Source organism: Streptomyces sp. NPDC007088 (genome assembly GCF_042869355.1).
GTDB lineage: Bacteria > Actinomycetota > Actinomycetes > Streptomycetales > Streptomycetaceae > Streptomyces.
In genome coordinates, this window is sequence record NZ_JBIAFO010000001.1 from 640,243 (window position 1) to 665,134 (window position 24,892).

A 24,892-nucleotide genomic window follows, 5' to 3' on the forward strand; every position below is an offset into this window, starting at 1 on the left:
GCGGCTGTGCGGTCAAGGGCATTCGAGGTCTTCTTCCACGCTACGAGCGCTGGGCGCCGGGCGGTTGAGCGGAAGCGAGCCGCCCGGCACCCGGTTGAACGGCGCCGAAGGCGCGCGGGTCACGGCCACCCGGCCGTCAACTGGCTCGGGAGCGCGCGGAATCGGCGCTTCCCATCGCTCCACCGCCCCTCCTCCGAGGCCCCGTCGTCTTCCGGAGTGCACCGGGGCGCCGCCGGCCGTCTTCCGGGCGGGCTTGTCCCGCCGGCTCCCCCTCGTCCGCGGTACAGGGCGGGGGCCCGCTTCGTACCGCCCGGGAAGGACTGTGTGCCGTCACCACCCACGAGGGCGCCCCGCCCTCCCCTTCCTCACTCTCCGGGTTCTTCACTGCTCGGGCTTCTTCCGCGCCCGGGAGCGGGTGGGCCTTTCCCCATCCCGGGCCGGAGCGGTGGCGCGGGGTGAGGGGACCCGCGCTTGCTCCGTCGGTTGCCCACGGACGACGTACTCGTCCTCGGCGGCGCTCGGCGACCGCGTCGCACTCTGGCCGGGCGGGCGCGGGGAACCCTTCTCCTCCCGTGAGGCCCCCGTGTCGAGCGGATCGTGTCCGTGTCCGTCATCGAGCGCATCGGGCCCGTTCAGCGCGCTGCGGCCGGGCTGCGGTCCGCTCTCGCCGCTGTGCACGGAGGACGCGATGGCGCCCGGGGCCTGGGGCGGCGCCGCGCCCGCGAGCCCTGCCGCGGCGGCGCCGCAGTCGGACACGCCACGCCGGACGCTCCGGCTGCCACGGGCGCCGACGGGCCCCGCTCCCGGTACTCCGGCGCCGCTCCCCCGTCCCGCGCCGCGACCGCGATTGCCGCCCCGTCCGCGCGGCGGCCCGGAGATGTCGCCCGCCCCGCCCGAGAGACGGCGCCCGTCAGGGCGGCGGCCCGTTGCCGGAACGCCGGGAGGACGGGTCAGTGCCCTGCGCCTGGCGCCCCGGGCCGGGTCGGCCGCCGCGCCGCGTACCCGCCTGCGGCTGCCGAGCGGTGCGCGATCGCCCTCCCGGTCGGCACCGTGCGGGAGCGCGCCCCGAGCCACCGGGTCCGCGGCGGCTCCGGGGACCTCGGCCGTCTCCGTGACGGCTGCCCCATGGGCCCGGCGGAGGTACCCCCGGATCGACTCCACGTCCACCCCACGGTCGCACGCCTCGTCGAGGAGCGCGGCGAAGAGACATCGGGGGTCGACCGCCAGGGCGAGGTGGAAGGCGACCCGGCCCTCCGAGATGTCCCCGAGGGACCAGGCGACCCAGCCCGCCAGCGTCAGCGCGGCGGCCGCGTGCTCCGCGTAGGCGCCCACGCACCGGCGCGCCAGGGCCCGCCACAGACGCAGCGCGGCCGGGGCGGAGGGCCCTTCCATCCATGCGGCGGCGCAGTCACGGGTGACGCGGTCCTGCAGCCCGAGAATGACTGCGGCGGCCTCGTCGTGGGCCAGCAGTCCGTCGTCGCGCAGATCGCTCTCCAGGGGGCCTTCCGCAGGCGGGGCGGCGTGCAGGCGGGCGATCAGGAGATCGGCGAGGCCCAGGGTCAGCGACCGGACCTCGGCCTTCTCCTCGGCGCTGCCGACCAGCCGGGGCAGCAGGGACGGCACGGCGGCGTCGAGAGCCTGCTCCTGGTCCCGGGCGGCGGCTGTCTCCCAGGGCCGCAGTCGCCTTTCGATCGCCTCGATCCCTCGTGGTACCGGCCGCCCCGCGTACACGCTCGCCGCGGCCAGGGCCGAACTGCCCGCCGGGGCGAGCGGCTCCCCCTCCACGGCGCAGCACGCGTCCTCGGGGCACAGATAGGACCAGTGGCGTCCGGCCGAGACGCAGAGGGCCTCGAAGACCGGCACGTCGAGCCTGCCGCACGCGACGCGCAGCGCCTGGGCCAGTGGACGCAGGTACTCCATCAGCTCACGTCCCGGAACCGTCGCGGCCGACCCCCGGTCCGGCAGGGAACGAGAAGGGGACCGTTGGGCCGGGACGGCGGGATCGGGCTCCTGCCACAGAAAGACGAGGACGCGGTCAGGGCGTCCGGCCGGGCCGAAGCCCTCGTCCGTCGCGCGAGAGTCCCGGGAACCGGGTCCACCGCCCGAAGGGGCCCGCTCGGGGGGCTCGGCTCCCCCGCAGGGCGTCGAGGGTCCTCTCGCGTCACCCTGCCCCGTCGGCTCCTGCCCCGTGGCGGGGGCGGTCGCGCCCGCCCCCACGTCCCCGCGGGCTCTGCCGGCCGGATGCGCGCGGCGTGAGGCGGCCCTCTTCTCCTCCCGGCACGCGTCTCCCTCGGCGTCCTGAACGAGCGGCGCGACGGTCGGTTCTCCGAACGGGTCGAGGAGGCGGGCCGCGATCCGCTCCGCGGCCGCCGGCCAGTCCCGCCGCGCGGCGGGGATGCCCACGCGTACGTGCCGTCCCACCCTCCCCTGCTCGCCGTGCACGGCGAGCAGGACGATGCTGTTCTCGGGCCGGTAGCCGATCAAGTAGGGCAGAGCGTCCACGAGTTCGCCGCGGGAGCGGACGGATACCGGATGACGGCCGACGGGGTCACCGCTGGGTTCGATGTGTGAAGTCATGCGGTGACTGTGCACTAGATCTGTGTTTTCCGCCTTTGCCTGTGGATAACTCTCTTTCCCTCTTTTTCCACAGCTTCGCCCTGCGGTATACCCATATGCAGAGAAAGAGGTTATCCACAGGAACGCACGGCCCTGTTCGCCCGATGTCGGAGCTATCGGGTTGCATGGAGGCATGAACGAACACGACCTGCGGACCACCGCCGACTCCGTCCTCGCCCGGCTCGTCGGCGACCCCACCGGCCGGGCCAGGCTGCGCGAGGACCAGTGGCACGCCATCGAGGCGCTCGTCGCCCACCAGCGCAGGGCGCTCGTCGTTCAGCGCACCGGGTGGGGGAAGTCCGCCGTCTACTTCGTGGCCACGGCGCTCATCAGGCAACGTGGCGGGGGCCCCACCGTCATCGTCTCGCCCCTGCTCGCCCTCATGCGCAATCAGGTCGAGGCGGCCGCGCGAGCCGGTATCAGCGCCCGGACGATCAACTCGTCGAACACCGAGGAGTGGGAGTCGGTTCAGGAGGAGATCCGGGCCGGGACGGTCGACGTGCTCCTCGTGAGCCCTGAGCGGCTCAACAACCCGGACTTCCGGGACGAGGTCCTGCCACGCCTCGCCGCCGCCACCGGGCTGCTCGTGGTGGACGAGGCCCACTGCATCTCCGACTGGGGGCACGACTTCCGCCCGGACTACCGCAGGCTGCGGACCATGCTGGCCGACCTGCCCGAGGGCGTTCCCGTACTGGCGACGACGGCCACGGCGAACGCCCGGGTCACCGCGGACGTGGCGGAGCAGCTGGGGACGGGCGGCGGCACCGACGCCCTGGTCCTGCGCGGGCCGCTGGACCGGGAGAGCCTGAGTCTCGGGGTGGTGCGGCTGCCGGACGCGGCCCACCGGCTGGCCTGGCTCGCCGACCACCTCGACGAACTGCCCGGTTCGGGCATCGTCTACACACTCACCGTGGCCGCGGCCGAGGAGGTCACGGCCTTCCTCCGACAGTGCGGGCACACCGTGGCCTCGTACACCGGCCGCACGGAGAACGCGGACCGGCAGCAGGCCGAGGAGGATCTGCTCGGCAACCGGGTCAAGGCTCTGGTGGCGACGTCCGCACTCGGCATGGGCTTCGACAAGCCGGATCTCGGTTTCGTGGTGCATCTCGGTTCCCCCTCCTCGCCCATCGCCTACTACCAGCAGGTGGGGCGGGCCGGGCGTGGCGTCGACCACGCGGAGGTGCTGTTGCTGCCCGGCCGGGAGGACGAGGCGATCTGGGAGTACTTCGCGTCCTTGGCCTTCCCGCCGGAGGAACAGGTCCGGCGCACTCTCCAGGTCCTCGCGGACGCGGGGCGCCCGCTCTCCCTGCCCGCCCTCGAACCCCTGGTGGAGCTGCGCAGGTCCCGGCTGGAGACGATGCTCAAGGTGCTCGACGTGGACGGTGCCGTACGCCGGGTCAAGGGGGGGTGGACGGCGACCGGCGCGCCCTGGTCGTACGACACGGAGCGGTACGCCTGGGTGGCGAAGCAGCGTGCCGCGGAGCAGCAGTCGATGCGGGAGTACGTCACCACGGCCGACTGCCGCATGGAGTTCCTGCGCAGAGAACTGGACGACGAGGCGGCCGCGCCGTGCGGCCGCTGCGACAACTGTGCCGGAGCGCGCTTCGCGGCCACCGTCTCCCCGGCGGCTCTCGACGCCGCCCGGGGGGAACTCGGGCGGCCCGGGGTCGAGGTGGAGCAACGCAAGATGTGGCCCACGGGGCTCGCCTCGGTCGGCATGGATCTCAAGGGCCGTATCCCGGCGGGCGAACAGGCCGGTTCGGGCCGTGCGCTGGGCCGGCTCTCCGACATCGGCTGGGGTAATCGACTGCGTCCCCTGCTCGCGCCCCAGTCCGGCGACGCCCCGGTGCCCGACGACGTACTGCGGGCAGTGGTCGAGGTGCTGGCCGACTGGGCGAAGGGGCCGGGAGGCTGGTCCCCGTCCGCACCGCAGGCGGGCCCGCGGCCGGTGGGGGTCGTGACGCTCCCGTCCAGCACACGGCCGCGACTGGTCGCCTCGCTCGGGGAGCGCATCGCGGAGATCGGAAGGATGCCCCTGCTCGGCGGGCTGACCTACGCCGAAGGGGCGGAGCCGGGGCGGATCTCGCGCAGCAACAGCGCCCAGCGTCTGCGGGCGCTCGACGGTGCTCTCGTGGTGCCCCCGCCCCTCGCCGAGGCACTCGCCAGGCAGAGCGGTCCGGTGCTGCTCGTCGACGACTTCTCCGACAGCGGCTGGACCCTGGCGGTGGCGGCGCGGCTGCTTCGCCGGTCCGGGGCGCAGGGGGTGATGCCGCTGGTGCTCGCTGTGCAGGGCTGAGCCCGCGCACCGCCGGCGGACACGGCGGTATCGCCATCCGGTCTCCGGGGCAGGGATATAGGGAACGCTTCGTCAGATAAGGGTCGGCGGCGTCAATTGCTCGTTGCCGCAAGACCGTGCGGGGGCAAGAATTGGTACTCGCTCCCCACGCGGTTTCCCGTGGTCCGGCAGGACCGTGCTGCGGCGCGCTCCCCTACGTCCCGATCCCGCCCGCAGTGTGGGCGCGCAGCCGAAGGGAGGATCGTGACCTTCGGATTCGCTCCGTCCTCGGCGTCGAAGAAGACGCCGTCCGCAGCCGCTTCGACCGTCCCGTCGGTCCCGTCCCGTCTCTCCGATTCCGCGGTGGGGACCGGCCGGGTCCTCGAACCGGCCCAGTGGACCGCCGCGGGGATACCGCTGCTGCGCGATCCGCGTGAGGTCGTCAGTGGTCTCTACTCCCGTCACCTTCCGACGCCGTCCACCGCGGTGATCGCGGTCCTCGATCCGGACGAGCGGCTCAGGGCGAGCGCGTCCTTCGTCCGCCGTCCCGCCCCGGCGGACGGGTGGCTGCTCCGCAACGCGCTGCTCGCGCAGTTGCGCCGTGTCATCCCGCACGACCTGCGGCTGCGGACGCCGGTGCGCACGGCGGTGCTTCTGTACTGCCGTGCGGGCGAGGGCCGGTGGACGGAGGAGGACGGCGCCTGGATGTGGGGGCTGCGCGACGCGTGCACCCTGCACGGACTGCGCTGCGGGGCGTACATCACGCTGACGGAGACGGGCTGGCAGGTGGTGGGCGAGGGGCGCGGGGGCCGTCGCCCGCACGTCGGTTCGCCGCCCGGGGTCATCGGGGAGGCGGTTTCCGAGGGACTCCGCTCAGCGGTGGGCGCACCGGAGGCCCTGCGGCGCAGCGCGGCTCGCTGAGCCCTGGCGGCCTCGGACCGAACCCGCCGAGGCAACGGGCGAGGGCCCGTCCCCCGTAGCGCCGACCCGCGTCGACGACAGGCGCGGGTACAGAGGCGGACTTCAGCACGCGCCCAGGCGGTACGAGCGGCGGCGGGACAACGCGGGCACGCACGTGGATCACGTGCGTCACGTGCATCACGTAAATACGGACTACGGGCGGGACGCAGGGCGCGCCTCGCGCCACGTGAAGCGCGCGGTGGCGGTGGGGCGCGGGTCCCGAAGGGAAGGGCATCCGCTCCGCCCGGCCGTGACCGGCCGGGCGGGGGCGGCTGTCCTCGGTCAGACGCCCGCGCCCAGCGCCGTGTTGGCGAGCTGGGGATCGCCGCAGACGATCATCAGCACGCCGGCCCTGGCGCGGGTCACCGGGAGCGTCTGGGTGATGACGGCGTCACTGCCGCCGTTGACGGCGACCACGACGACCGGACGCGCCGAGACGCGGGCGGCGCGGGTGGCGTCGGTGTAGAAGACGTCGTCGCCCGCATCGTGCTGGGCCCAGTAGGCGTCCTCGCCGAAGGACAGCTCGTGCGCTGCCCAGGGGTGGAGGTCGCCGGTGGTGACCAGCAGGATCTCGCCGGGCGCACGGCCCGAGTCGAGCAGGAGGTCGACGGCCTCCTCCGCGGCGTCCAGCGCACCCTTCGCCGGGGCGGGGATGATCTGGAGCTGCGGGGCGGACGCCGGGGCGTCGGAGGCCTTGGGCAGGGGCTTGGCCTGCTCACGCTGCGTGCGCTGGGCGGGAGCCGGTCGAGCGGGCCCCGGGCGACCGGGGCGTGGCGGCGCCGCGGGACGCGGGCCGGGTACGGGACGGGGGGTCTGCGCGCTGCGGCTGGGGGCCGGAGTCGTGCGGGGACCCTGGGCACTCTCGTGAATCTGAGGCTCCTCGGGACTGAGAGGCATGACGGGTTGTTTTGTCACCGCCGGGGCACAGCGCCCCGGCGTGTGCACCTGCGTGCGGCCGGAAGTGTCAGAAGTCGAAACCTAGTTGTCCTTCGATCTCCGTCGGGCTTCCGTCCGTCCGGGTGCGGACCTTCTTGAGATGCCGCCACTGGGGCAGCGCATCGAGGTACGACCAGGAAAGCCGGTGGTACGGGGTCGGACCCCGTTCCGCCAGGGCCGCCTTGTGCACCGGCGAGGGATATCCGGCGTTGGCGGCGAAGGCGAAGTCTGCGTGGTCGGAGCCGAGTTCGGCCATCATCCGGTCGCGGGTGACCTTGGCGATCACGGACGCGGCGGCGACCGGTACGCAGGACTGGTCGCCCTTGATGACGGTGCGGACCTTCCACGGCGAGCCGAGGTAGTCGTGGTTGCCGTCCAGGATCACGGCGTCGGGACGGACGGGCAGGGCTTCGAGCGCGCGGACGGCGGCGAGCCGCAGCGCCGCGGTCATGCCCAGCTCGTCGATCTCCTCCGGCGAGGCGTGTCCGAGCGCGTGCGCGCTCACCCAGCTCTCCAGCACCACGGCGAGAGTGTCGCGCCGCTTCGGGCTGAGGAGCTTGGAGTCGGTGAGCCCCTCGGGAGGGCGTCGGAGTCCGGTGACGGCCGCGCAGACCGAGACGGGTCCGGCCCAGGCGCCGCGGCCCACCTCGTCGACTCCGGCGACGACCTTGGCTCCGGTCGTGGCGCGCAGAGATCGCTCGACGCTGTGGGTGGGTGCTTCGTACGGCATAGCGGGTGACAGCGTACGCGCCCCGGTTCCGGTGCGACACCCCGGCTCCCCTCCCGCGCGGGAATGAGACCTACCGGAGACCTCGCGGTACTCGCGGCCGTCCCGGGCCGGGCGACTTCGGGGTGTTCGGGGCCCTTGCGGCAGCGGTCGCCGTGCCCGTGCGGGCGTTCAGGCCGGCTCTGTCGGTGTCCAGTCGGGCAGGGGCTCGGTGTGCTCCAGCCAGGTGGCGGGCGGGGCCCCTCGGGGTCCGCCGGCGGCGACCACGCCGCCGGCGATGGCGCAGGTGGTGTCGATGTCCCCGCCGACCTGTGCGGTGGTCCAGAAGGCGGCCTCGAAGTCGTCCAGGTTGCGGGCCGCCGACCAGAGCGCGAAGGGCACGGTGTCGTGCGCGGAGGTGCGTCGGCCACGGCCCAGGACGGCGGCGACGGTGCCGGGGTCGTCGTAGTCGAGCATGCCGCTCGCCCGGCGCAGTCCGGCCTGCACGGCGCTGCGCGGCAGCAGGTCGACGACGGCGTCCAGCAGCCGCTCCGGGTCGGGCGGCCGCGGGGCGCCGGCCACGAGGGCGGCGGCAGCGGCCACGGCCATCGCCCCGGCCACGGCCTCGCGGTGCTGATGGGTGGGGTAGGCGGAGATCTCGGCCTGGTGGGTGGCCTGCTCGGGGTCCTGCGCGTACCAGGCGCCGAGCGGCGCGACGCGCATCGCGGCTCCGTTGCCCCAGGAGCCCTGTCCGTTGAAGAGGCCGCGGGACAGTTCGCGCCAGTCGCCGCCCTCCCGGACGAGCCGCAGGAGGCGGCTCGTACCCGCGCCGTACCCCCGGTCGACGTCGTGGTGCGCGGCGAGGGAGGCGGCCAGCGCGTCCTGGTCGACGCGCCGGTGACGGGCGAGTACGGCGACGACCGAACAGGCCGTCTCGGTGTCGTCGGTCCACTGCCACACACCGGGCGGAAGCTCACGTCGACGCAGCAGCGGGAGGTTGGCCGGGGCGAAGAAGCGCGAACCGAGGGCGTCCCCGACGCGGAGCCCGGCCAGACTCGCGAGCGCGTGTTCCAGCCGTGGGGCGAGGGTGTTCTGTGCGGTCATGGCGGTAGCACTCTATCCGGTGACTCCGTACGGCTCGGGTTTGCGCCACTGGACGAAGGGCCGGTCGAGGCGGTAGCGGCCGTCGGCGCCGAGTTCGAGGCAGCGGGTCTCCCCGTTGCCCGGGTTCGACAGCGACTCGAACTCGGCGACCGTCCAGTGGAACCAGCGCATGCAGAAGAGCCGCATCGTGAGCCCGTGGGTGACCAGCAGGACGTTCGCGGGGTGATCGGGGTCCTCGAAGCTGCGGAACAGGCTCTCCAGGAAGGCCCCGACCCGGTCGTACACGTCGGCGCCCGACTCGCCCTGCGCGAAGCGGTAGAAGAAGTGCCCGTAGGCGTCGCGGTACGCCTTCTGGAGCCGTACGTCGTCGCGGTCCTGCCAGTTCCCCCAGTCCTGCTCGCGCAGCCGGGGCTCCTCGCGCACCCGCACCAGCGCGGGGTCGAGACCGAAGGCGCGGAAGGTCTCGTGGGTCCTGCGGTACGGGGAGACGTAGACGCTGACCCGTTCCTCCCGGAACAGGGAGCGCAGCCGCCGCCCGGTCGCGGCGGCCTGCTCACGGCCTGCCGGGGTGAGGGGCAGCGCGTGGTCCGGTTCGCGCTCGTACACGCTGTCGTCAGCGTTTCCCTCGGACTCCCCGTGCCGGACTAGGACGATGCGCCGCGGACGTGCCATGCCCAAACCCTAGGCCGCCGTCGCGCGGCCCCGACAACCGGCCGGACTCCATCCGGAGCAGTCCCCCGCGCGGGAGGCGGGGCACCGGGGTGAGGGGCGCGTTCACACCGTCCAGGACGGCTCGAGTTCCACGATGGCGCCCGAGAGGTCGAGGAGGTCCTCGTCGGTGCGCGCGCGGGCCGACAGACGGGTCAGCCCCTCGGGGCGGTACTTGCCGCGTTCGGCCGCCGCGCGCCACATCGAGAGCACCAGGAACTCGTGGCCCGGTGCCTCACCGAAGAACCCGCGCACCATGCCCGGGGAGCCGGCCATCGCGGGGTTCCAGATGTGCCGCTGCATGAGCGTGAAGTGCTCGACGCGTTCCTCGTGGACGCTCAGGTGGGCGACGCGGACGAGGTCCACATCGTGGAAGTACGGCTCGAAGCCGGTCTTCACGTCGAAGCGGTGGTCGAAGAGAAGGACCTCGGTGTCCTTGAAGGTGCCGCTCTGCGCGGCGGCGAGCCGTTCGTGGGAGCGCGCCATGAACGAGTCGTAGAAGGCCCGGCTCTCCCAGAAGCCGAAGACGTGCGCCTGCCCCGGCCGCTCCCGGCTCCACCCCCCTGCCTGAGCCCGGAACCCCGGCTCCCCCACGAGCCCCGCCCATTTCCGCTGCCCCTGGTCGAACCTCTGACGGTCCGTCACTTCGCAGCGAATCCACTTGACCAGCACCGCGCCATCGTACGGCGCCGCGGCCCTGCCGGGTCGGGCCGTCCAGGAGCCCGGCAGATGTCAGCCAGGCGTGACACTATGGACAATCACCCTGTGCGCACGGCGACTTGCCGTCAGCACGGGCCCGTCGCCGGTTGCCGGGAAGGAAGGGGAGACCGTGGACAGCCTCAACAAAGGTCTGCGCAAGGTCGAGGCGGCTCTCAAGTGGGACCCGAGCCCGATCGGTTCGCCGCCCATGGACCTGGACCTCGTCGCCGCGGTGTACGCGACGGACGATCCGCACCAGCACCCGGTCTACGTGGTGCACTTCGACCAGCGCGCCCCGGACGGGACGATCACGTTGAACCGGGACAGCCGCACCGGTCAGGGCTTCGGCTGGGACGAGGTGCTGACGCTGGAACTCGACCGGCTCTCGTCGGCGTACGGGCGCGTGGTCGTCGGGGTCGCCGTCCAGCAGCGCGAGGGCGCGCGCGCCTTCCGTGACGTGACCCAGCCGGAGGCCCGCATCCGGGAGGGCTACGAGGAGCTGGGGACGACGGACTTCGCGGCCGTGCCCGACGCCGCGGCGGCCACCGTGGCCGAGTTCCTGCGCGCGCCGGACGGGGAGTGGACGTACCGCCCGCTGGTCCAGGGTTTCGACACGGATCTCACGGCGTTCACCGCCGCCATGGGGAACAAACCGGCCTGATCCGCCCTTGCTCCGGCCCGCCCGCGGCAACGTCCCGGCCCCGCTCACCCCTTCGGTGGATGATCATGCGCAGAACCGTTTCGGGCACGAGCCGGACTGCCAGGATTGATCACGCGAAGCCCCCTGCGCCGTAGCGGATGTTGCCATTCTCGCAACGGACACGGGGCTTCGCGTCATGCCCGCGCTCAGGGACGGACGCCCCTCGGCGCCCCTGATCGACGCCCCCTCGCGCGCCCCGCACGCCCGACGCCGCCTCGCGTACGGCGACGCCCGGCCGGAAGAACCCGGCCGGGCGTCACCGTACGCGGATCACGCGGTCCGCTTCACCCGGGGCGACGCCTCAGCAGCGCCGCCCCGGCCTCCGCGGTACTGGTGGAGAGCACTTATCCCTGACGTGCGCTATTCCCCAGCTTCCGACCCATCGCTCTGGAAGGCCCTCAGCCCGAGTCCGGAGCCACGGAATCGGCCAGCAGCATGCAAGCGCGCCGTCGGTCAGCGACGCGGCAACAAGGAGTTGAGCCGAGTGAACAGCTGGTCGGCGCGGGCGATGGTGGTGGTGCTGATCTGAGGAACGAGCGACACCTGCTCGCCGAGGAGAACCGCGGCCGGCTTGTAGTGGTTAAAGCGTGTGGCGATCTTTCGCTTCTTGAACACCGCCTCGATCTGCCGGACGACGCGAGGGTCCTTGGCGTTGAGTTCGGAGGCGCTGATCGGCTTGGTGAGCTCGGAGGCGTAGGCACGGTTGACGAGTTCGAGGTAGAAGTCCCTGTCGAAGAGGTCCTCGACGTCTGCGTCGGCCGTGCCGGTGAACTCACTGATCTCGACGAGCCCGTTCCTGGCGAGCTGGTTGTTGTCCCGGAGGCGCTGGACGGCCCCGACGTCCTTGGTGCTGGAGTCGACGAGGACAGCGACGTTCAGCTTGTTCGCGCCCAGGAGGGTCACGAAGGTGGACAGCTTCCCGGAGCCGCCGATGGGCGTCTTGACCCAGCGCGGGTCGAGTCCGATGGAGCCGTTCGTCTCGGCGATGTCCGTGAGGACGTCGAGGTAGATCAGGTCGCTGGGGCCTTCGAGGAGCAAGGTGTGCTCGCCCACGAACAGGGTCTGGGTCATCTCGACGCCCATCGCGGTCAGCAGCGGGAAGGCGGTGTCTTCGTCGGCTTTGAAGATCTCCGAGGAGACCTTAGCGCCGCCGCGCTCCATATCGACGACTGTCCGGACCCTCTGGAGGTGGTCGGGGTCGACCATGAACGGCGAGTGGGTGGTGTAGAGGACCTGATGCTTGGGAGCCAAGCGGTCGTCGATCAGCCGGAGCAGGTCTTCCTGGGCCCTGCCGTGGAGGGACAGGCCCGGCTCGTCCAGGAGGAGGATCAGGTTCGTGGTGCCCGCCGCCTCCACCTCGTTGAAGTACGCAAGGAAGCTGAAGAACCAGACGAACCCGCGGGACCGGTCGTCGAAGGGCACCGACGCGCGGTGCCGACGGTTGAAGACCCGGATCTGAAGGATCGGTCCCTCGTTGAGGGGCGGCTGGGCCTCCGGCTCGGGAAACAAAACCTCCAGGCGTACTTCCAGCTCGGTGTTCTGGGACCAGTACTCGAAGACCTCGTCCGAGATGACGTTGCCCGAGTTCTCCAGCTCACGGATCAGCCGTTCGTGCTGGTCGGAGTCCTGGAACTCCTCCGGTGAGACCCCGGCGATGTTCAGCAGGCTCAGCAGCGCCCGCTCGCCGCGGGTGATCTCTCCCGACGCTCGGCGCCGGATCAGGTCGGGCAGCGCGACCTTGCCCGGCATCGTGTCGTAGTCCGCGAAGTAGACGAACTTCGGCATGAACGGCTTGGCGTGCTGGTCGATCAGGTAACACCCGAGGCTGCTGTTGCGCCAGGCGCGGATGCGATCGGCCAGCTCGGTCGCACCGGACGGCGGCTCTTCCAGCCCGTCGAGGGCGTCGAGGAGGTCCGTGATGGTCTTTGCGCCGCCGATGGACCTCCCGGCCGCGGCCGGGAGGTCCAGGGCGGAGCGCAGGTGGTCAACGACCGCGGCCTCGTTGTAGGAGAAGTTGAAGGTCTTGGAGTTGTCCCGGTAGCCGATGACGACCTCGAACTCGGGGCTCCTCATGGCCTTCGAGCCGAGCTCCTCCTCGATGGCCTTCATCTCGGTGTCGTCGAAGCGGAAGGTCGCCCGGACCACGGGGATCTTCTTGCCGGCCGGGAGCCGCTTACGGTCGCGGGTCTTGCGGGCTGGGAAGTCGACCACCTCGTCGAAGGAGGCGGACTCCACGGGGTTGACCCGGAAGAGCGCCTGGAAAAGGGTCGTCTTGCCCGACTCGTTCTTGCCGACAAGGCAGGTGACGTCCTTCTCGACATCAAATATGTCGGAGTCCTCGACGGACCGGTAGTCGGTGATGTGAGCTCTGACGAGTTGCACTTTGCCTGGGGGTCCTTCCTCGGTTTCCTGGGAGGAGTCCCGGCGTGCCGTGTCGAGAGGCGATGATCACAACAGCGTGACACTGGGTGCCTTCGGTGTTGTGTTCGAGGTATGTTCCAGACGCCAATCAGGAGTGACCCCGGTGTGCCCGTCGACCTCGACGCCGCCGGGGTCCTCATTTGAGCTAGATCTGAGGGTAACGCCCTCCACTGACAGTCCCTCATCTATTTGTCTCCCGGTGCCCTCACCTTGCTGGTGGCCTCTGCTGCCTTGGCAGGACGTGGAGGTTGTTCGGCCACGCGGTTTCGATGAAGCCGGCGCCGGCGGTTCTCCAGGACGACCTGTTGCAGTGGGCCGACCAGTGCCTCGTGGTCGGCCTTGAGCTGCTCGGGCTCCTCAAGAGCATGGCCACGGAACTCCTGTGTCTTCACAAGCTGCCGTCGCAGCGGTTTCTCGCTGTCGAGCGTCTCACCGGAGGCCCGGGCCTTCTCGTGGAGCTCGCTCCTGATCTTGAACCGGAGGCCGTCCAGCGTGGAAGTGCCACGGGCTCTCCGAATCCTCTGCACGAGCCGCCAGGTACCCGCCCCAGTCACGCTTTGCGAAGCGAACCCACCGAACGGCCATGTTGATATGCATGCCGAAGAGTTCGGCAATCACAGGTGCTGGCAGGTCAGTCGCGAGAGACATGCGAGCAGCATTCCGAGCGCCCGGGGGCATGATTCCGAATCTCCTCAGCCTCTGGGCAAGGGTTCCGGCAGCAAGATGCATGCCGGCCCTTCTTCCCGGGAACAGCCAATGCGACGCCCCCGCTGCCGCCCCAATGACCGACAAACTCCGGGGAGAGTCAGCGAGTTCCTTAGCAAGGCAGGCAAGCTTTGGAGGTAGGAGCAGTGGCTTTCTACCGAGAGAAACGTAACTCTCCCCATCCTCATGAACTAGATCATCGACAGTCAAGCAAACAATCCGAGCGAGAGTGGCTCCGAAGACAAGAACCAGCGCTCCGGCAACCCGAACATCCAGCGGAATTTCACCATCATTTACACATCGGTGAATCTGCCGGATATGGTCATCATCGTCGAGGACAACTTCAGGATTCGCTTGCGTGCGACATGGCACCAATACCGGATCAATCAAATGCCGACTCACAGCCCAACCAAGAAAATATCGAACCCCTGGTATCGCATAGTCGAGCCTTCTGCGAGCCACTGGTCGACGTCTTCCTGACTGATCTCCTCAAAGAGACGACCTCGCCGATCCAGCCAATCCAAGAACTGAATGGCAATGCTAATCCGTCGCCGAGTCGATTGAGCCGCACCATAACTGAGTTGGTGACGCTGAACCTTACGCCGAACTCGGAGGATGATATGCCATTGGATGAACGGACGTACCAAGCGCACATGATGAGCAGGCTTGCCCACTAGTAGGTTCTTTGACCAAGTCTCAAGGCGTCCGAAGTGTTCCACCCGCTCAGGCAGTACACGAGTATGAACTAGTGCACTTCGAGCATAATCTGCGGCAGGCCCTAGCGGCATCTCATCCAATAGTTCATGGCTTACTTTCCTATCCTCCCGGGCGACTCGGACTAGTAACTGTGCAGCACACCCCTTAGCTAGCCATTGAAGTGTGCGGTATGGGCGCGGAACGCTTCCGAGCACCTCGATCAGCGGCTGAATTTCCGGCTTGATCAAGCCGCCTTGATCTGAGAAGAGGTCACGCAACCTCACTTTGAGGACGCAACGATCACAATTCCCGTCCTGATACGGGAATCCGGCTTCTCCGCAAGTGCGGCAAAGGTAGTCCACCCTACTGCCGCCACAGGGGCCGCACACACGCCTTCCAAATGAATTAGTGGCAATTAGCGCTCGCCGCTTGCCGCATCCACCGCAATCCCCTGGTTCGGACAGAGTGCGGTTATAGCAAGTATCACAAACTGGTCCGCCAGGCCATCGCGCGTGGATCTGACGGTCTCGACCGCACCACGAGCAGATTCGAGTGGGTCGCCTATAGCACTGCTCACAGGTGTATTCATCTGTGACGCGACTGCGTCGGCACTGCCGAAGGAGTCCACAGGTAGTGCAGGTATTTTCCGGTCCGTAATAGCAATGGGCGCATAGATCAACCCTGCCCGAAAATCCTTTGATTTTCGTAGGGCGATTCTTGCCACACTGACCACACGCTCTTTGCGGGGCACGGTAACAATGCTTGCATACTGCCTTCCCCTCAACACGTGAGTGAGCTGGCGCTCGGTCACCGCATACGCTGCACAAGTGGACCGGCTTGGGAGCGCAGTTGGAGCAAAGTACCGCGCCACCAGGAGAACGGTACCTAGGAGCTCGAAGGCGGCCACACGAGGAGCATTCGACCGTAATTCTTGGGTCGTTGCTGTAGCAGCGATAGCAGACTGGCTCTCCTTCCCAACGAGCGGCGATACGTTCCAGACGACCACATCGTGCACAGAGCAGCCGCTTCAAGCGATTGTTGCAAGGAGTACAGACACGTCCTCCTATCCCCTTTCTCGAAAGATCTACACCCACCGCACCACACTGAGAACAACCAGGTCTCACGACTCCTTCAATCCCAGCGTTGACGAGAAGCTCAACCAGCCTGATCAGAACCAAGGGACAGTCTGATGCCCCGGAGCCGAGCGCGTCTGGTACTTCGAGGAAGTGCCGATCTAGCTGTCGCAGCGAGATGCCCTGATCCGCCTTAGCATTCCGAAGAATCTCCGCCGCACGCTCTTCATTGAGGCTAGGCAGCGTTGACGACATATGCTGTAGCACTCGCTGCCAACGCTTCTCGGACATCTGACGATCGCGGCTGCTCATCGTTGGCCTGGGCGACGGATTGTGGTGCGCCGCAACGCCGGAACAGGATTGGCGTCAGCCCCAGAAACCTTTCGCACCTCCGAATGAACAACCTCAACGCCAATGAGGTCGTTGGGAGTGCATCCAAGGATGTCACAGAGAGCAGCTAAAGTGTCCATAGACAATCGCTGCGGTGGTTGAGTCACTAGGCGAAATACCTGCTCGCGAGAGAGGTGGATTCCCCTCTCCGCAAGTAAGGGAACCAAGTCCGTGGTTTGAAACATCTCGCGAGCTGCCATAAGTTGGCGCAGGTTCCATCGGATCCCCATCTTCTTGATCACGACGAGGTCCCCCACAGGTCGGAGTACCTGGATTTCAGGGATCTCTGAACTAGCCGATTCCGATATTCGTCAGATACGCCTGAGTAGATGGCTGTAGTGGAAGCATTCATGACCCACCTGATCCTGCACGAATCGCTCCGGATAATCGAATTCGATGAGATGCGTGACATAGCGATGCCGAAGGCAGTGAAGATTTAGCTCTCCAGGCAGCCCTGCCATGGTTCGAGCCGTTTCGAATGCCTCGTCCAGTCGGCGCATAGAGATACGGCTTAGACGCTCGGTAATCCACAGGGCGGGGTGCTTACCTGGCGACGCAAGCGGCCGAATCTCTTCAATGTAGTGATCCAGCAATTCAACCACCCAGCCGAACTCGGGAACCGTGAACACGGTTCGCCGCTTCGGCGGACCGCCCTTTGAGGATTTACCGTAGCGAATAAAAATCGCCCCGAAACGCCCATACGATGGAGCCTTGGGATTCCTCCTCAGATCATGTAGATCTAGGCGCACAGCCTCCTGCCGACGCAGCCCGTATGCGTATACCGTTTTGAGTAATACGGCATCCCTCATGGCTGCCAAAGTGCCCTTGCGGCGACGGGCTCTGATGTCCTCGACCCGTCCATCCGCTGCATCGAATAGGGCTTGCACCTCGTCATAAGTGAGGGGGCGCCGTTCCGAATCACCTTCATATTCACTAGAGTGGCCGATGGTGTTCCACTCGTGCAGAATCTGCACTGGCGCTTGACCAAAGGAATCAAAGCACTTTACCGGCCAGCCATAACGAGCATCCGTGACGTAACCGCAGAACATTCGCAGCGCGTTCTGATAGCTCCGCCCAGTTGACGCCGCGAAGGTTGGTCGCCTATCCCGAAGGGAATTCATAAATGCGTCAACTTCGGCAGGCTGCCATTGCCATGGGTACTCATTGGTGAAGTCGGCAAATCGCCTGATAAGGGCGAGGCGCGGTTTGATCGTTCCATCCCAGTCCAAAAACCTGGCCCGCTGCTGCCGGGCCCACCCCTCCAGCATCGCCTCGCAGACGGCTGTCTCGGGGTCCAGATGCACGACCCCGTCAGCAAGCATCAGGTGCGCAGCACCTGGCAGGCCCACCCCACTGCTCATGTTGCGTCTAACGCATCATCGTTGAGTTGGTTACGCTGGGCCTGCCATGGGTGCCCTTGAGAATTGGGGTGCCCAGGGCGCAGGCCCCGGGCACCTTCAGGTGTTACTTCTTCTTGGACGGCGTCTGCGACAGCGCGCTTGCCGCCGCAGACTTCTCGGCCTTGGTCGACTTCGGGTTGGCCAGGACCTTGGCTGCGGCCGACGCGGCCTTCTTACCTGTCTGACGTGGGTTCTTGGACATGATCACAGTTCCTTTCGTGCCACTTTGCGTTGCAGCTCAGAACGTGATGTCATGCATGCCTGGATGCGGTACAGGACGTTTCGTTCTGGCTGCGGTGATCGGCTGACCCCTCCGAAGGGTCAGCCGATCACCATCCGGCGGCTTCTCCGCCGGAATTCTCAGGTATGAGATTCGAGTTACCCAGCATCACGCTGAGCACCGCCCTCTCGGCTCTCTCGAATCACATCAGCAATCTCGCTGGCGATCTCCTCGACCGTGAACTGAGCGGTGCTTCTCGCCAACTTGTCGGCCAGGGACGGGCTTTGCGCCATAACCTCGTCCTTGGTGACGTTGTGCCAGATGGGCAGCAGGTTCTGTTGCCCCGTCACGTACCTCGTCACCAAGCCGTCAAGTTCATACTGGGGCCACCCCTTCTCGAAGAAGTGGCGCGAGAGAATTACGATGCCGAACTGGCTGTTAGCCAACCCGTGGTCGATCTTGCGGCGGAGGCTGTCGCCGATCCTCAGTTCGAGAACGTCGAGCCACACAGAGATGCCGGCTTCTTGCAGATACTGCGCCAGCGGTCGGGCCACGGCTTCTTTGTCTTCACTGGCATGGGAGATGAAGACATCTCGTACGGGCTCACCACGACCTGCGGAGTAAGGCGGCGGCTCATGCCTGATATCGGCCAGGGAACCAGCATTGCTCGGGCGGAGCACGGGCAGCGGGGGCGGTTCGACGGAGGCCGAAGACCTCACCTTGCCCTTGAGGCCCATCAGATCAACGGTCACGTACCAGTGGCCGCTACTCGGAATCGCAAGACGTACCGGAGAGGTCCTTGCCAGCCCACCGATACACCTGTGGTCTCGCCCGGTTTTGTATTTCTGATAGTTGCTGCTGTCCATCAGACGCACATTGGCTGCGCTTCCGGACAGATTGATGACTGCGGTCGCGCCCTTGGACTGACGACCGAGATCGTGGACTACGTAGTCCATGACTTTTCCTCTGTATCACCTTCACCGGGGACCTGTAGGGCGGTTGCGCTGGATGCAACATTGTTGCGTGCGCTTCAGCGGCGGGTGTATCCCCAGGCCAGCCGCTACGCGGGAGGGGCGTCAGCGCGAGGCTGACGCCCCTCTCATCAGGGATTACTTGTCAGGTGAGCGTTTGCCGAGTGTTGCACTCGATGCAATTCCGCCCAGTTTCAGCTGCACCCGCTGGTCGAGCCGCAGCCCTCGCAGATGTAGCAGGAACCGGCACGCTGCATCTTCGTCCCGCACGAGAAGCAGAGGGGGGCGTCGGCGCTGATACCGAGCTGCATCTCGACCAGTTCGGCGGAGGTGTGGGCCTCCCGCGGAGCGGGCTTCGCGGCCTCGTCGCTGCCCCCGATCACCGTCACCGGTGCGGGCGCGCTCTCCTGGACCGGGGCGGACTGCGCCAGCGAGTCGGTGTCCAGCTGCTCCTCGGGCTCGTAGGAGCCCGTCTCCAGGTGGCGCTGGCGCTCCTCGGCGGAGTGGATGCCGAGCGCCGAGCGGGTCTCGAAGGGCAGGAAGTCCAGCGCCAGGCGACGGAAGATGTAGTCGACGATGGACTGGGCCAGCCGCACGTCCGGGTCGTCGGTCATCCCGGCCGGCTCGAAGCGCATGTTGGTGAACTTCGAGACGTAGGTCTCCAGCGGCACGCCGTACTGGAGGCCGACGGAGACCGCGATCGAGAAGGCGTCCATCATGCCCGCGAGGGTCGAGCCCTGCTTGGACATCTTGAGGAAGACCTCGCCCAGACCGTCGTCCGGGTAGGAGTTGGCGGTCATGTACCCCTCGGCGCCGCCCACCGTGAAGGAGGTGGTGATGCCGGGGCGGCCCTTGGGCAGACGCTTGCGGACCGGGCGGTACTCGACGACCTTCTCGACCGCGGTACGGATCGTGTCCTCGGTCTTCTCGGTGATCTCGGCCTTCTCCTCCTCCTTCTTCTTGGCGGAGAGGGGCTGGCCGACCTTGCAGTTGTCGCGGTAGATGGCGAGCGCCTTGACGCCCATCTTCCACGCCTCGAAGTAGACCTCCTCGACGTCCTCGACGGTCGCCGTCTCGGGGAGGTTGACCGTCTTGGACAGCGCGCCGGAGATCCAGGGCTGGATCGCGGCCATCATGCGGACGTGGCCCATCGCGGAGATGGAACGCTCGCCCATGGCGCAGTCGAAGACCTCGTAGTGCCCCTCCTTGAGGCCGGGCGCGCCCACCACGTTGCCGTGCTCGGCGATGTGGGCGACGATCGCCTCGATCTGCTCCTCCTGGTAGCCGAGGCGGCGCAGGGCCTGCGGGACGGTGCCGTTGACGATCTGCATCGAGCCGCCGCCGACCAGCTTCTTGAACTTGACCAGGGCGAGGTCGGGCTCCAGGCCGGTGGTGTCGCAGGACATCGCGAGACCGATGGTGCCGGTCGGGGCGATGACGGAGGCCTGCGCGTTGCGGAAGCCGTTCTTCTCGCCCAGGCGCAGCACGTCCTGCCATGCCTCGGTGGCGGCGGCCCAGATCGGGCTGTCCAGGTCGTCGACCCGCACGGCCACGCTGTTGGCGTCGGCGTGCTGCTTCATGACGCGCTGGTGCGGGGTGGCGTTGCGGGCGTAGCCCTCGTACGGGCCGACCACGCCGGCCAGCTCGGCGGAGCGCCGGTAGGAGGCACCGGTCATCAGCGAGGTGATGGCACCGGCCAGCGCACGGCCGCCGTCCGAGTCGTAGGCGTGACCGGTGGCCATCAGCAGGGCGCCGAGGTTGGCGTAGCCGATGCCCAGCTGACGGAAGGCGCGGGTGTTCTCGCCGATCTTCTGGGTCGGGAAGTCCGCGAAGCAGATCGAGATGTCCATCGCGGTGATGACCAGCTCGACGACCTTGGCGAAACGTTCGATCTCGAAGGACTGGTGGCCGAGGCCGTCGTCCTTGAGGAACTTCATGAGGTTGAGCGAGGCCAGGTTGCACGAGGTGTTGTCCAGGTGCATGTACTCGCTGCACGGGTTCGAGCCGTTGATCCGGCCGGACTCCGGGCACGTGTGCCAGGCGTTGATGGTGTCGTCGTACTGGATGCCGGGGTCGGCACAGGCCCAGGCGGCCTCGGCCATGGTGCGGAAGAGGCTCTTGGCCTCGACCTCCTCGATGACCTCGCCGGTCATCCGCGCCCGCAGCCCGAACTTGCCGCCGGTCTCGACGGCCTTCATGAACTCGTCGTTGACACGGACGGAGTTGTTGGCGTTCTGGTACTGGACGGAGGTGATGTCCTCGCCGCCGAGGTCCATGTCGAAGCCCGCGTCCCGCAGGGCGCGGATCTTCTCCTCCTCGGTGACCTTGGTCTTGATGAAGTCCTCGATGTCGGGGTGGTCGACGTCGAGGATGACCATCTTCGCCGCCCGCCGGGTCGCCCCGCCGGACTTGATCGTCCCGGCGGAGGCGTCGGCGCCGCGCATGAAGGAGACCGGGCCGGAGGCGTTGCCGCCGGAGGAGAGCAGTTCCTTCGAGGAACGGATGCGCGACAGGTTCAGGCCCGCCCCGGAGCCGCCCTTGAAGATCATGCCCTCTTCCTTGTACCAGTCGAGGATCGACTCCATGGAGTCGTCGACGGACAGGATGAAGCACGCGGAGACCTGCTGCGGCTGGGTCGTGCCGACGTTGAACCACACCGGGGAGTTGAAGCTGAAGATCTGGTGCAGGAGGGCGTACGCCAGCTCGTGCTCGAAGATCTCGGCGTCGGCCGGGGAGGCGAAGTACCCGTTCCCCTCGCCCGCCTTGCGGTACGTCTTCACGATGCGGTCGATGAGCTGCTTGAGCCCCGTCTCGCGCTGCGGGGTGCCCAGGGCACCCCTGAAGTACTTGCTGGTAACGATATTGACCGCGTTCACCGACCAGAAGTCCGGGAACTCGACGCCACGCTGCTCGAAGTTGACCGAACCGTCGCGCCAGTTGGTCATGACGACGTCACGGCGCTCCCAGGACACCTCGTCGTAGGGATGCACACCAGGGGTGGTGTGGATGCGCTCGATGTGCAGCCCCTTCGCACCTTTGGATCCCTTGCGGGTCCCTCGTGCCGAACCGCTCGCCGTCTCTGTCATGCCGCCTCCTCGTACCAGGCTAAAACGCCTCGCAGTGCCGCAAACTTCCCCTGCGGCACGATGTGTCCGTGCAGACCGAAGATGCTGCGCGCACCTTCGGCCAGTTCTCGCGTCGGCCCGCCACCCGGCCGACGCGCATGTCGTTCTCCGGCCCCGTCGGGGCCGCCCCCTCAGTCGTTCACCCACGGCCCGCGGGCCGTGCCTCCCGGCCGCGTCACCGGGAGGTGACGTGCTCGGTGCCCGCGTGGCCCGCCCCGTCACCGCCCCGTGCGGGGCGGCGGACGCCGACCGGGTCAGTCGGCCACGGCGGTGGACACGGCCGCTTGCGCGCCCTCGTCCACCCGGCCGCACGCGCACGGCGCGGGCCCGGCCGCGTCCACCGCGTCACCGGTCTGCTCGCGCAGTTCGGCGATGGCGGCGTCGAAGTCCTCCAGCGAGTCGAACGCCCGGTACACGGACGCGAACCGCAGGTAGGCGACGAGATCCAGCTCCTGCAGGGGCCCGAGTATGGCGAGCCCGACATCGTGCGTGGTCAGCTCGGCACTGCCCGTAGCGCGCAGGGCCTCCTCGACGCGCTGGCCGAGCTTCGCCAAGGCGTCCTCGGTCACCGGCCGGCCCTGGCACGCCTTGCGCACCCCGTTGATGACCTTGGTGCGGCTGAAGGGCTCGGTGACCCCGCTCCGCTTGATCACCATGAGTGAACAGGTCTCGACGGTGGTGAACCGCCGGGAGCAGTCCGGGCACTGCCGGCGCCGCCTGATCGCGGCCCCGTCATCGGTCGTACGACTGTCGACGACCCGGCTGTCGGGATGCCTGCAGAAGGGACAGTGCATGGAACCCAACCCTCCTTCACGGCACGACGCGGTGGGCTCACCGGGCACTCCCTCAACAGGAGCCCCTCGAAGCAGCCCCCAGCATAGGTGATGGCTCCGACCCCCACGGACCCGGACCACAACTTGTGGGTAGCTTTGCCAATCCAACCACTAGATCTTGGGCCAGGACGCGGATTTCGAGGACCGCGTGTCGCGCGGCGAAAGCTGCCGGGCGCGGGCCGGGGGCCGGGCGGAGGCCCCAGCAAGTCACGGAGTGCGGCTTTCCGGCTCCCACCGGAAGCGCGGGGCGGTCGCACGCAGGGCCAGTCGTGCGCGCCGGGCGCCCACGGAGGGGAGCGCGCACACTCCCGCGCGGGGCGGCCCACTTCCGCTCGGCGTGCACGACGACCGCTCACGCCCGCCTGCGCGTGGACGATCGCACGCCCGCCTGAGCGTGGACGACCGCACGCCCGCCTGAGCGTGGACGACCGCTCACGCTCGCGTACACGCGACGGCTGTCGACCCTACGAGATCGACGGACGCGGCACACCGGGGGGTCCCCGCCTCCCGCGCCGCCGACGGTGAAAGACTGCCGTGGTCCGCCCGTGCGCACCGGGACCGGCGACCCGAGGAGCGTCACGACCTCGAAAACCGGCCCCGGCGGGCCTGCCGGCGCCGACTCGCCCAGCGGGCACCGGCCTTTCGGGGAGTCCGGCCGAAGTCCGGCAGCGCGCTGCGCGGGTCGAACACGCGGGCCCCGGCACGTGCGCACCACTTAGGCAACACCGGGCCGAATGGCGCCCATTGCCCTCATAAGAGCCATCGCCCATACACCCACACAGGCGATCTGAACAGGTAAGTGCCGGTTTTTCACTCGAACGTGTGTTTGGCGCAACCTTTCGAAAGCAACTACCGTTGACCGGCCAGGGAGACCATTCGAGAGGGGCCCAATGTGACCACCACCGCAGACAGCGCCACCATCACTGGCCAGGACCGCTCCCAGGGCCGATTCCAGCCGGCACGCGCCATCAGTGAAACAGCCACGCACCACGAGGGGGGTAAGCCCGCCCGCTCGTTGCCCGGACGTCCTCCAGGAATCCGTGCCGACAGTTCGGGGCTCACCGACCGGCAGCGGCGCGTCATCGAGGTCATCAGGGACTCCGTCCAGCGCCGCGGCTATCCGCCGTCGATGCGGGAGATCGGCCAGGCCGTCGGCCTGTCCAGCACCTCCTCGGTCGCCCACCAGCTCATGGCACTCGAACGCAAGGGCTTCCTGCGCAGGGACCCGCACCGTCCCCGCGCCTACGAGGTGCGGGGCTCCGACCAGCCCAGCACCCAGCCCACGGACACCGCGGGCAAACCGGCCGCCTCCTACGTCCCCCTGGTCGGCCGCATCGCGGCCGGTGGACCGATCCTGGCCGAGGAGTCCGTCGAGGACGTCTTCCCCCTCCCCCGGCAACTCGTGGGTGACGGCGAGCTGTTCGTTCTCAAGGTGGTGGGCGACTCCATGATCGAGGCGGCCATCTGCGACGGGGACTGGGTCACCGTGCGCCGTCAGCCGGTCGCGGAGAACGGTGACATCGTGGCCGCGATGCTCGACGGAGAGGCGACCGTCAAGCGCTTCAAGCGGGAGGACGGTCACGTATGGCTGCTCCCGCACAACTCCGCGTACCAGCCGATTCCCGGCGACGAGGCGACGATCCTCGGCAAGGTCGTCGCCGTCCTCCGGCGGATCTGAGACCGCCGTCCCCAGCAGGGCCCTGAGACCCACTGCGCCGGGTTTCGGGGCCCGCAGTGCACTTGGGACCCGGCGGGCACCGGGCCGGGTCGGGTGAGGTGGGGCCTGCCCCGGTCAGTGCGGGGCGAGGCGGGTCGCAGGCCGGACTCGGAAGGAGAACGCCTCCCTCAGGGGCCTGTGCCGGGTCTTCCGGACCGACGACGGCCCCTCGGGCCCTCGCTCGCGCGGACCAGGGTGTATGTAGGTGGCGGGGTCGGGCCGGCCCCCACGGGCGGTGGGCTTGCGGACGGTGCCGCCGGTGGCGGCGACCGCGGTGTCCCGTCCGTGGCAACGCGGTTCGACGAGGTCGATGGCGAGGCGGGCGCCCTAGAGGAAGCTCTCGAAGCGCGCCCGGTGGGGCCAGTACGGGCTGCTTGGTCCGCAGGGTGCGAGGACTACTCCACGGGCCCTGCCGACGCACGCCGCCCCCGGGCGCGAGAGTGCGACCTGCCGGCGATACCTGAGCGCTGTGCCGCTGCACGGCCGGGCCGGCGTCGAGGCGTGCGGACTCGGGGAGACCGTCCTGTAGGCGCTGGACGGCCTGGAACCCGGCGGCCCCAGGCCCCCGGGCGGACGGGGCACCCGCACCGGTCTGACCGCAGGCCCCACCACTTGTCTCGTCGACCGGCTGGAGGCG

General features: G+C 68.5%; 18 protein-coding genes. 4 read left to right on the forward strand and 14 right to left on the reverse strand.

The window, feature by feature from the left end; all coding sequences use genetic code 11:
- Positions 1-381 precede the first annotated feature (381 nt).
- On the reverse strand, positions 382-2,577 hold the full coding sequence (locus tag ACFYMP_RS02800) for a DUF4192 family protein (RefSeq protein WP_388849320.1): 2,196 nt from the start codon (positions 2,575-2,577) through the stop codon (positions 382-384).
- Between the two features lie 172 nt (positions 2,578-2,749).
- On the opposite strand from ACFYMP_RS02800, the gene ACFYMP_RS02805 reads away from it, so the two are divergent.
- Together ACFYMP_RS02805 and ACFYMP_RS02810 are read left to right on the forward strand one after the other, a co-directional pair.
- Positions 2,750-4,912 (forward strand): RecQ family ATP-dependent DNA helicase, encoded by a 2,163-nt coding sequence (locus ACFYMP_RS02805; RefSeq protein ID WP_388849323.1) that lies wholly within the window; start codon positions 2,750-2,752, stop codon positions 4,910-4,912.
- A 243-nt stretch (positions 4,913-5,155) separates the two neighbouring features.
- On the forward strand, positions 5,156-5,812 hold the full coding sequence (locus ACFYMP_RS02810; protein WP_388849326.1) for a hypothetical protein: 657 nt from the start codon (positions 5,156-5,158) through the stop codon (positions 5,810-5,812).
- A 321-nt stretch (positions 5,813-6,133) separates the two neighbouring features.
- Here the strand turns inward: ACFYMP_RS02810 and ACFYMP_RS02815 are convergent, their stop codons facing one another.
- The 5 genes from ACFYMP_RS02815 to ACFYMP_RS02835 all read right to left on the reverse strand — a co-directional run bounded on the left by ACFYMP_RS02815 (position 6,134) and on the right by ACFYMP_RS02835 (position 9,977).
- Complete coding sequence (locus tag ACFYMP_RS02815) at positions 6,134-6,748, reverse strand: hypothetical protein (RefSeq protein ID WP_388849329.1); 615 nt, start codon at positions 6,746-6,748, stop codon at positions 6,134-6,136.
- A gap of 67 nt (positions 6,749-6,815) precedes the next feature.
- On the reverse strand, positions 6,816-7,517 hold the full coding sequence (locus ACFYMP_RS02820; protein ID WP_388849331.1) for a ribonuclease HII: 702 nt from the start codon (positions 7,515-7,517) through the stop codon (positions 6,816-6,818).
- 168 nt (positions 7,518-7,685) lie between these two features.
- Positions 7,686-8,597, reverse strand: coding sequence for an ADP-ribosylglycohydrolase family protein (locus ACFYMP_RS02825; RefSeq protein WP_388849333.1), 912 nt, complete (start codon positions 8,595-8,597; stop codon positions 7,686-7,688).
- Positions 8,598-8,609: 12 nt separating this feature from the next.
- Complete coding sequence (locus ACFYMP_RS02830; RefSeq protein WP_388849335.1) at positions 8,610-9,269, reverse strand: histidine phosphatase family protein; 660 nt, start codon at positions 9,267-9,269, stop codon at positions 8,610-8,612.
- 102 nt (positions 9,270-9,371) lie between these two features.
- Entirely contained in the window at positions 9,372-9,977 is a 606-nt protein-coding gene (locus tag ACFYMP_RS02835; protein ID WP_388849338.1) for a YdbC family protein, read from the reverse strand.
- 157 nt (positions 9,978-10,134) lie between these two features.
- Here ACFYMP_RS02835 and ACFYMP_RS02840 point away from each other — a divergent pair, with 157 nt between their 5' ends.
- The gene (locus tag ACFYMP_RS02840; protein ID WP_388849341.1) at positions 10,135-10,665 is read left to right on the forward strand and encodes a TerD family protein; all 531 of its coding nucleotides are present in this window, start codon (positions 10,135-10,137) and stop codon (positions 10,663-10,665) included.
- Positions 10,666-11,157: 492 nt separating this feature from the next.
- Here ACFYMP_RS02840 and ACFYMP_RS02845 read toward each other — a convergent pair whose 3' ends face one another.
- From ACFYMP_RS02845 to nrdR, 8 genes are all read right to left on the reverse strand, one after another.
- Positions 11,158-13,086, reverse strand: coding sequence for an AAA family ATPase (locus ACFYMP_RS02845; protein ID WP_388849344.1), 1,929 nt, complete (start codon positions 13,084-13,086; stop codon positions 11,158-11,160).
- 224 nt (positions 13,087-13,310) lie between these two features.
- The gene (locus ACFYMP_RS02850; RefSeq protein WP_388849347.1) at positions 13,311-13,652 is read right to left on the reverse strand and encodes a hypothetical protein; all 342 of its coding nucleotides are present in this window, start codon (positions 13,650-13,652) and stop codon (positions 13,311-13,313) included.
- Between the two features lie 2,255 nt (positions 13,653-15,907).
- Positions 15,908-16,231 (reverse strand): helix-turn-helix domain-containing protein, encoded by a 324-nt coding sequence (locus ACFYMP_RS02855; protein WP_388849351.1) that lies wholly within the window; start codon positions 16,229-16,231, stop codon positions 15,908-15,910.
- A 69-nt stretch (positions 16,232-16,300) separates the two neighbouring features.
- Positions 16,301-17,350 (reverse strand): tyrosine-type recombinase/integrase, encoded by a 1,050-nt coding sequence (locus ACFYMP_RS02860; RefSeq protein WP_388849353.1) that lies wholly within the window; start codon positions 17,348-17,350, stop codon positions 16,301-16,303.
- Between the two features lie 103 nt (positions 17,351-17,453).
- A complete protein-coding gene (locus tag ACFYMP_RS02865; RefSeq protein WP_329268144.1) occupies positions 17,454-17,591 on the reverse strand; it encodes a hypothetical protein in 138 nt (45 codons plus the stop codon).
- A 176-nt stretch (positions 17,592-17,767) separates the two neighbouring features.
- Positions 17,768-18,565: a DUF1883 domain-containing protein gene (locus ACFYMP_RS02870; protein ID WP_329268142.1), complete on the reverse strand. Its 798-nt coding sequence runs from the start codon at positions 18,563-18,565 to the stop codon at positions 17,768-17,770.
- Between the two features lie 209 nt (positions 18,566-18,774).
- Entirely contained in the window at positions 18,775-21,666 is a 2,892-nt protein-coding gene (locus ACFYMP_RS02875) for a vitamin B12-dependent ribonucleotide reductase (protein WP_388849357.1), read from the reverse strand.
- A 293-nt stretch (positions 21,667-21,959) separates the two neighbouring features.
- Positions 21,960-22,499, reverse strand: coding sequence for a transcriptional regulator NrdR (gene nrdR / locus ACFYMP_RS02880; protein ID WP_388849360.1), 540 nt, complete (start codon positions 22,497-22,499; stop codon positions 21,960-21,962).
- Between the two features lie 931 nt (positions 22,500-23,430).
- Here nrdR and lexA point away from each other — a divergent pair.
- Positions 23,431-24,216, forward strand: a complete 786-nt coding sequence (gene lexA, locus ACFYMP_RS02885; RefSeq protein ID WP_388849363.1) for a transcriptional repressor LexA — start codon at positions 23,431-23,433, stop codon at positions 24,214-24,216.
- Positions 24,217-24,892 lie beyond the last annotated feature (676 nt).

Coding starts and splice junctions, on each gene's coding strand:
- ACFYMP_RS02800 (WP_388849320.1), bottom strand. CDS start 2,577: ATGACTTCACACATCGAACCCAGCGGTGACCCCGTCGGCCGTCATCCG.
- ACFYMP_RS02805 (WP_388849323.1), top strand. CDS start 2,750: ATGAACGAACACGACCTGCGGACCACCGCCGACTCCGTCCTCGCCCGG.
- ACFYMP_RS02815 (WP_388849329.1), bottom strand. CDS start 6,748: ATGCCTCTCAGTCCCGAGGAGCCTCAGATTCACGAGAGTGCCCAGGGT.
- ACFYMP_RS02820 (WP_388849331.1), bottom strand. CDS start 7,517: ATGCCGTACGAAGCACCCACCCACAGCGTCGAGCGATCTCTGCGCGCC.
- ACFYMP_RS02825 (WP_388849333.1), bottom strand. CDS start 8,597: ATGACCGCACAGAACACCCTCGCCCCACGGCTGGAACACGCGCTCGCG.
- ACFYMP_RS02830 (WP_388849335.1), bottom strand. CDS start 9,269: ATGGCACGTCCGCGGCGCATCGTCCTAGTCCGGCACGGGGAGTCCGAG.
- ACFYMP_RS02860 (WP_388849353.1), bottom strand. CDS start 17,350: ATGAGCAGTGGGGTGGGCCTGCCAGGTGCTGCGCACCTGATGCTTGCT.
- ACFYMP_RS02865 (WP_329268144.1), bottom strand. CDS start 17,591: ATGTCCAAGAACCCACGTCAGACAGGTAAGAAGGCCGCGTCGGCCGCA.
- ACFYMP_RS02870 (WP_329268142.1), bottom strand. CDS start 18,565: ATGGACTACGTAGTCCACGATCTCGGTCGTCAGTCCAAGGGCGCGACC.
- ACFYMP_RS02875 (WP_388849357.1), bottom strand. CDS start 21,666: ATGACAGAGACGGCGAGCGGTTCGGCACGAGGGACCCGCAAGGGATCC.
- nrdR (WP_388849360.1), bottom strand. CDS start 22,499: ATGCACTGTCCCTTCTGCAGGCATCCCGACAGCCGGGTCGTCGACAGT.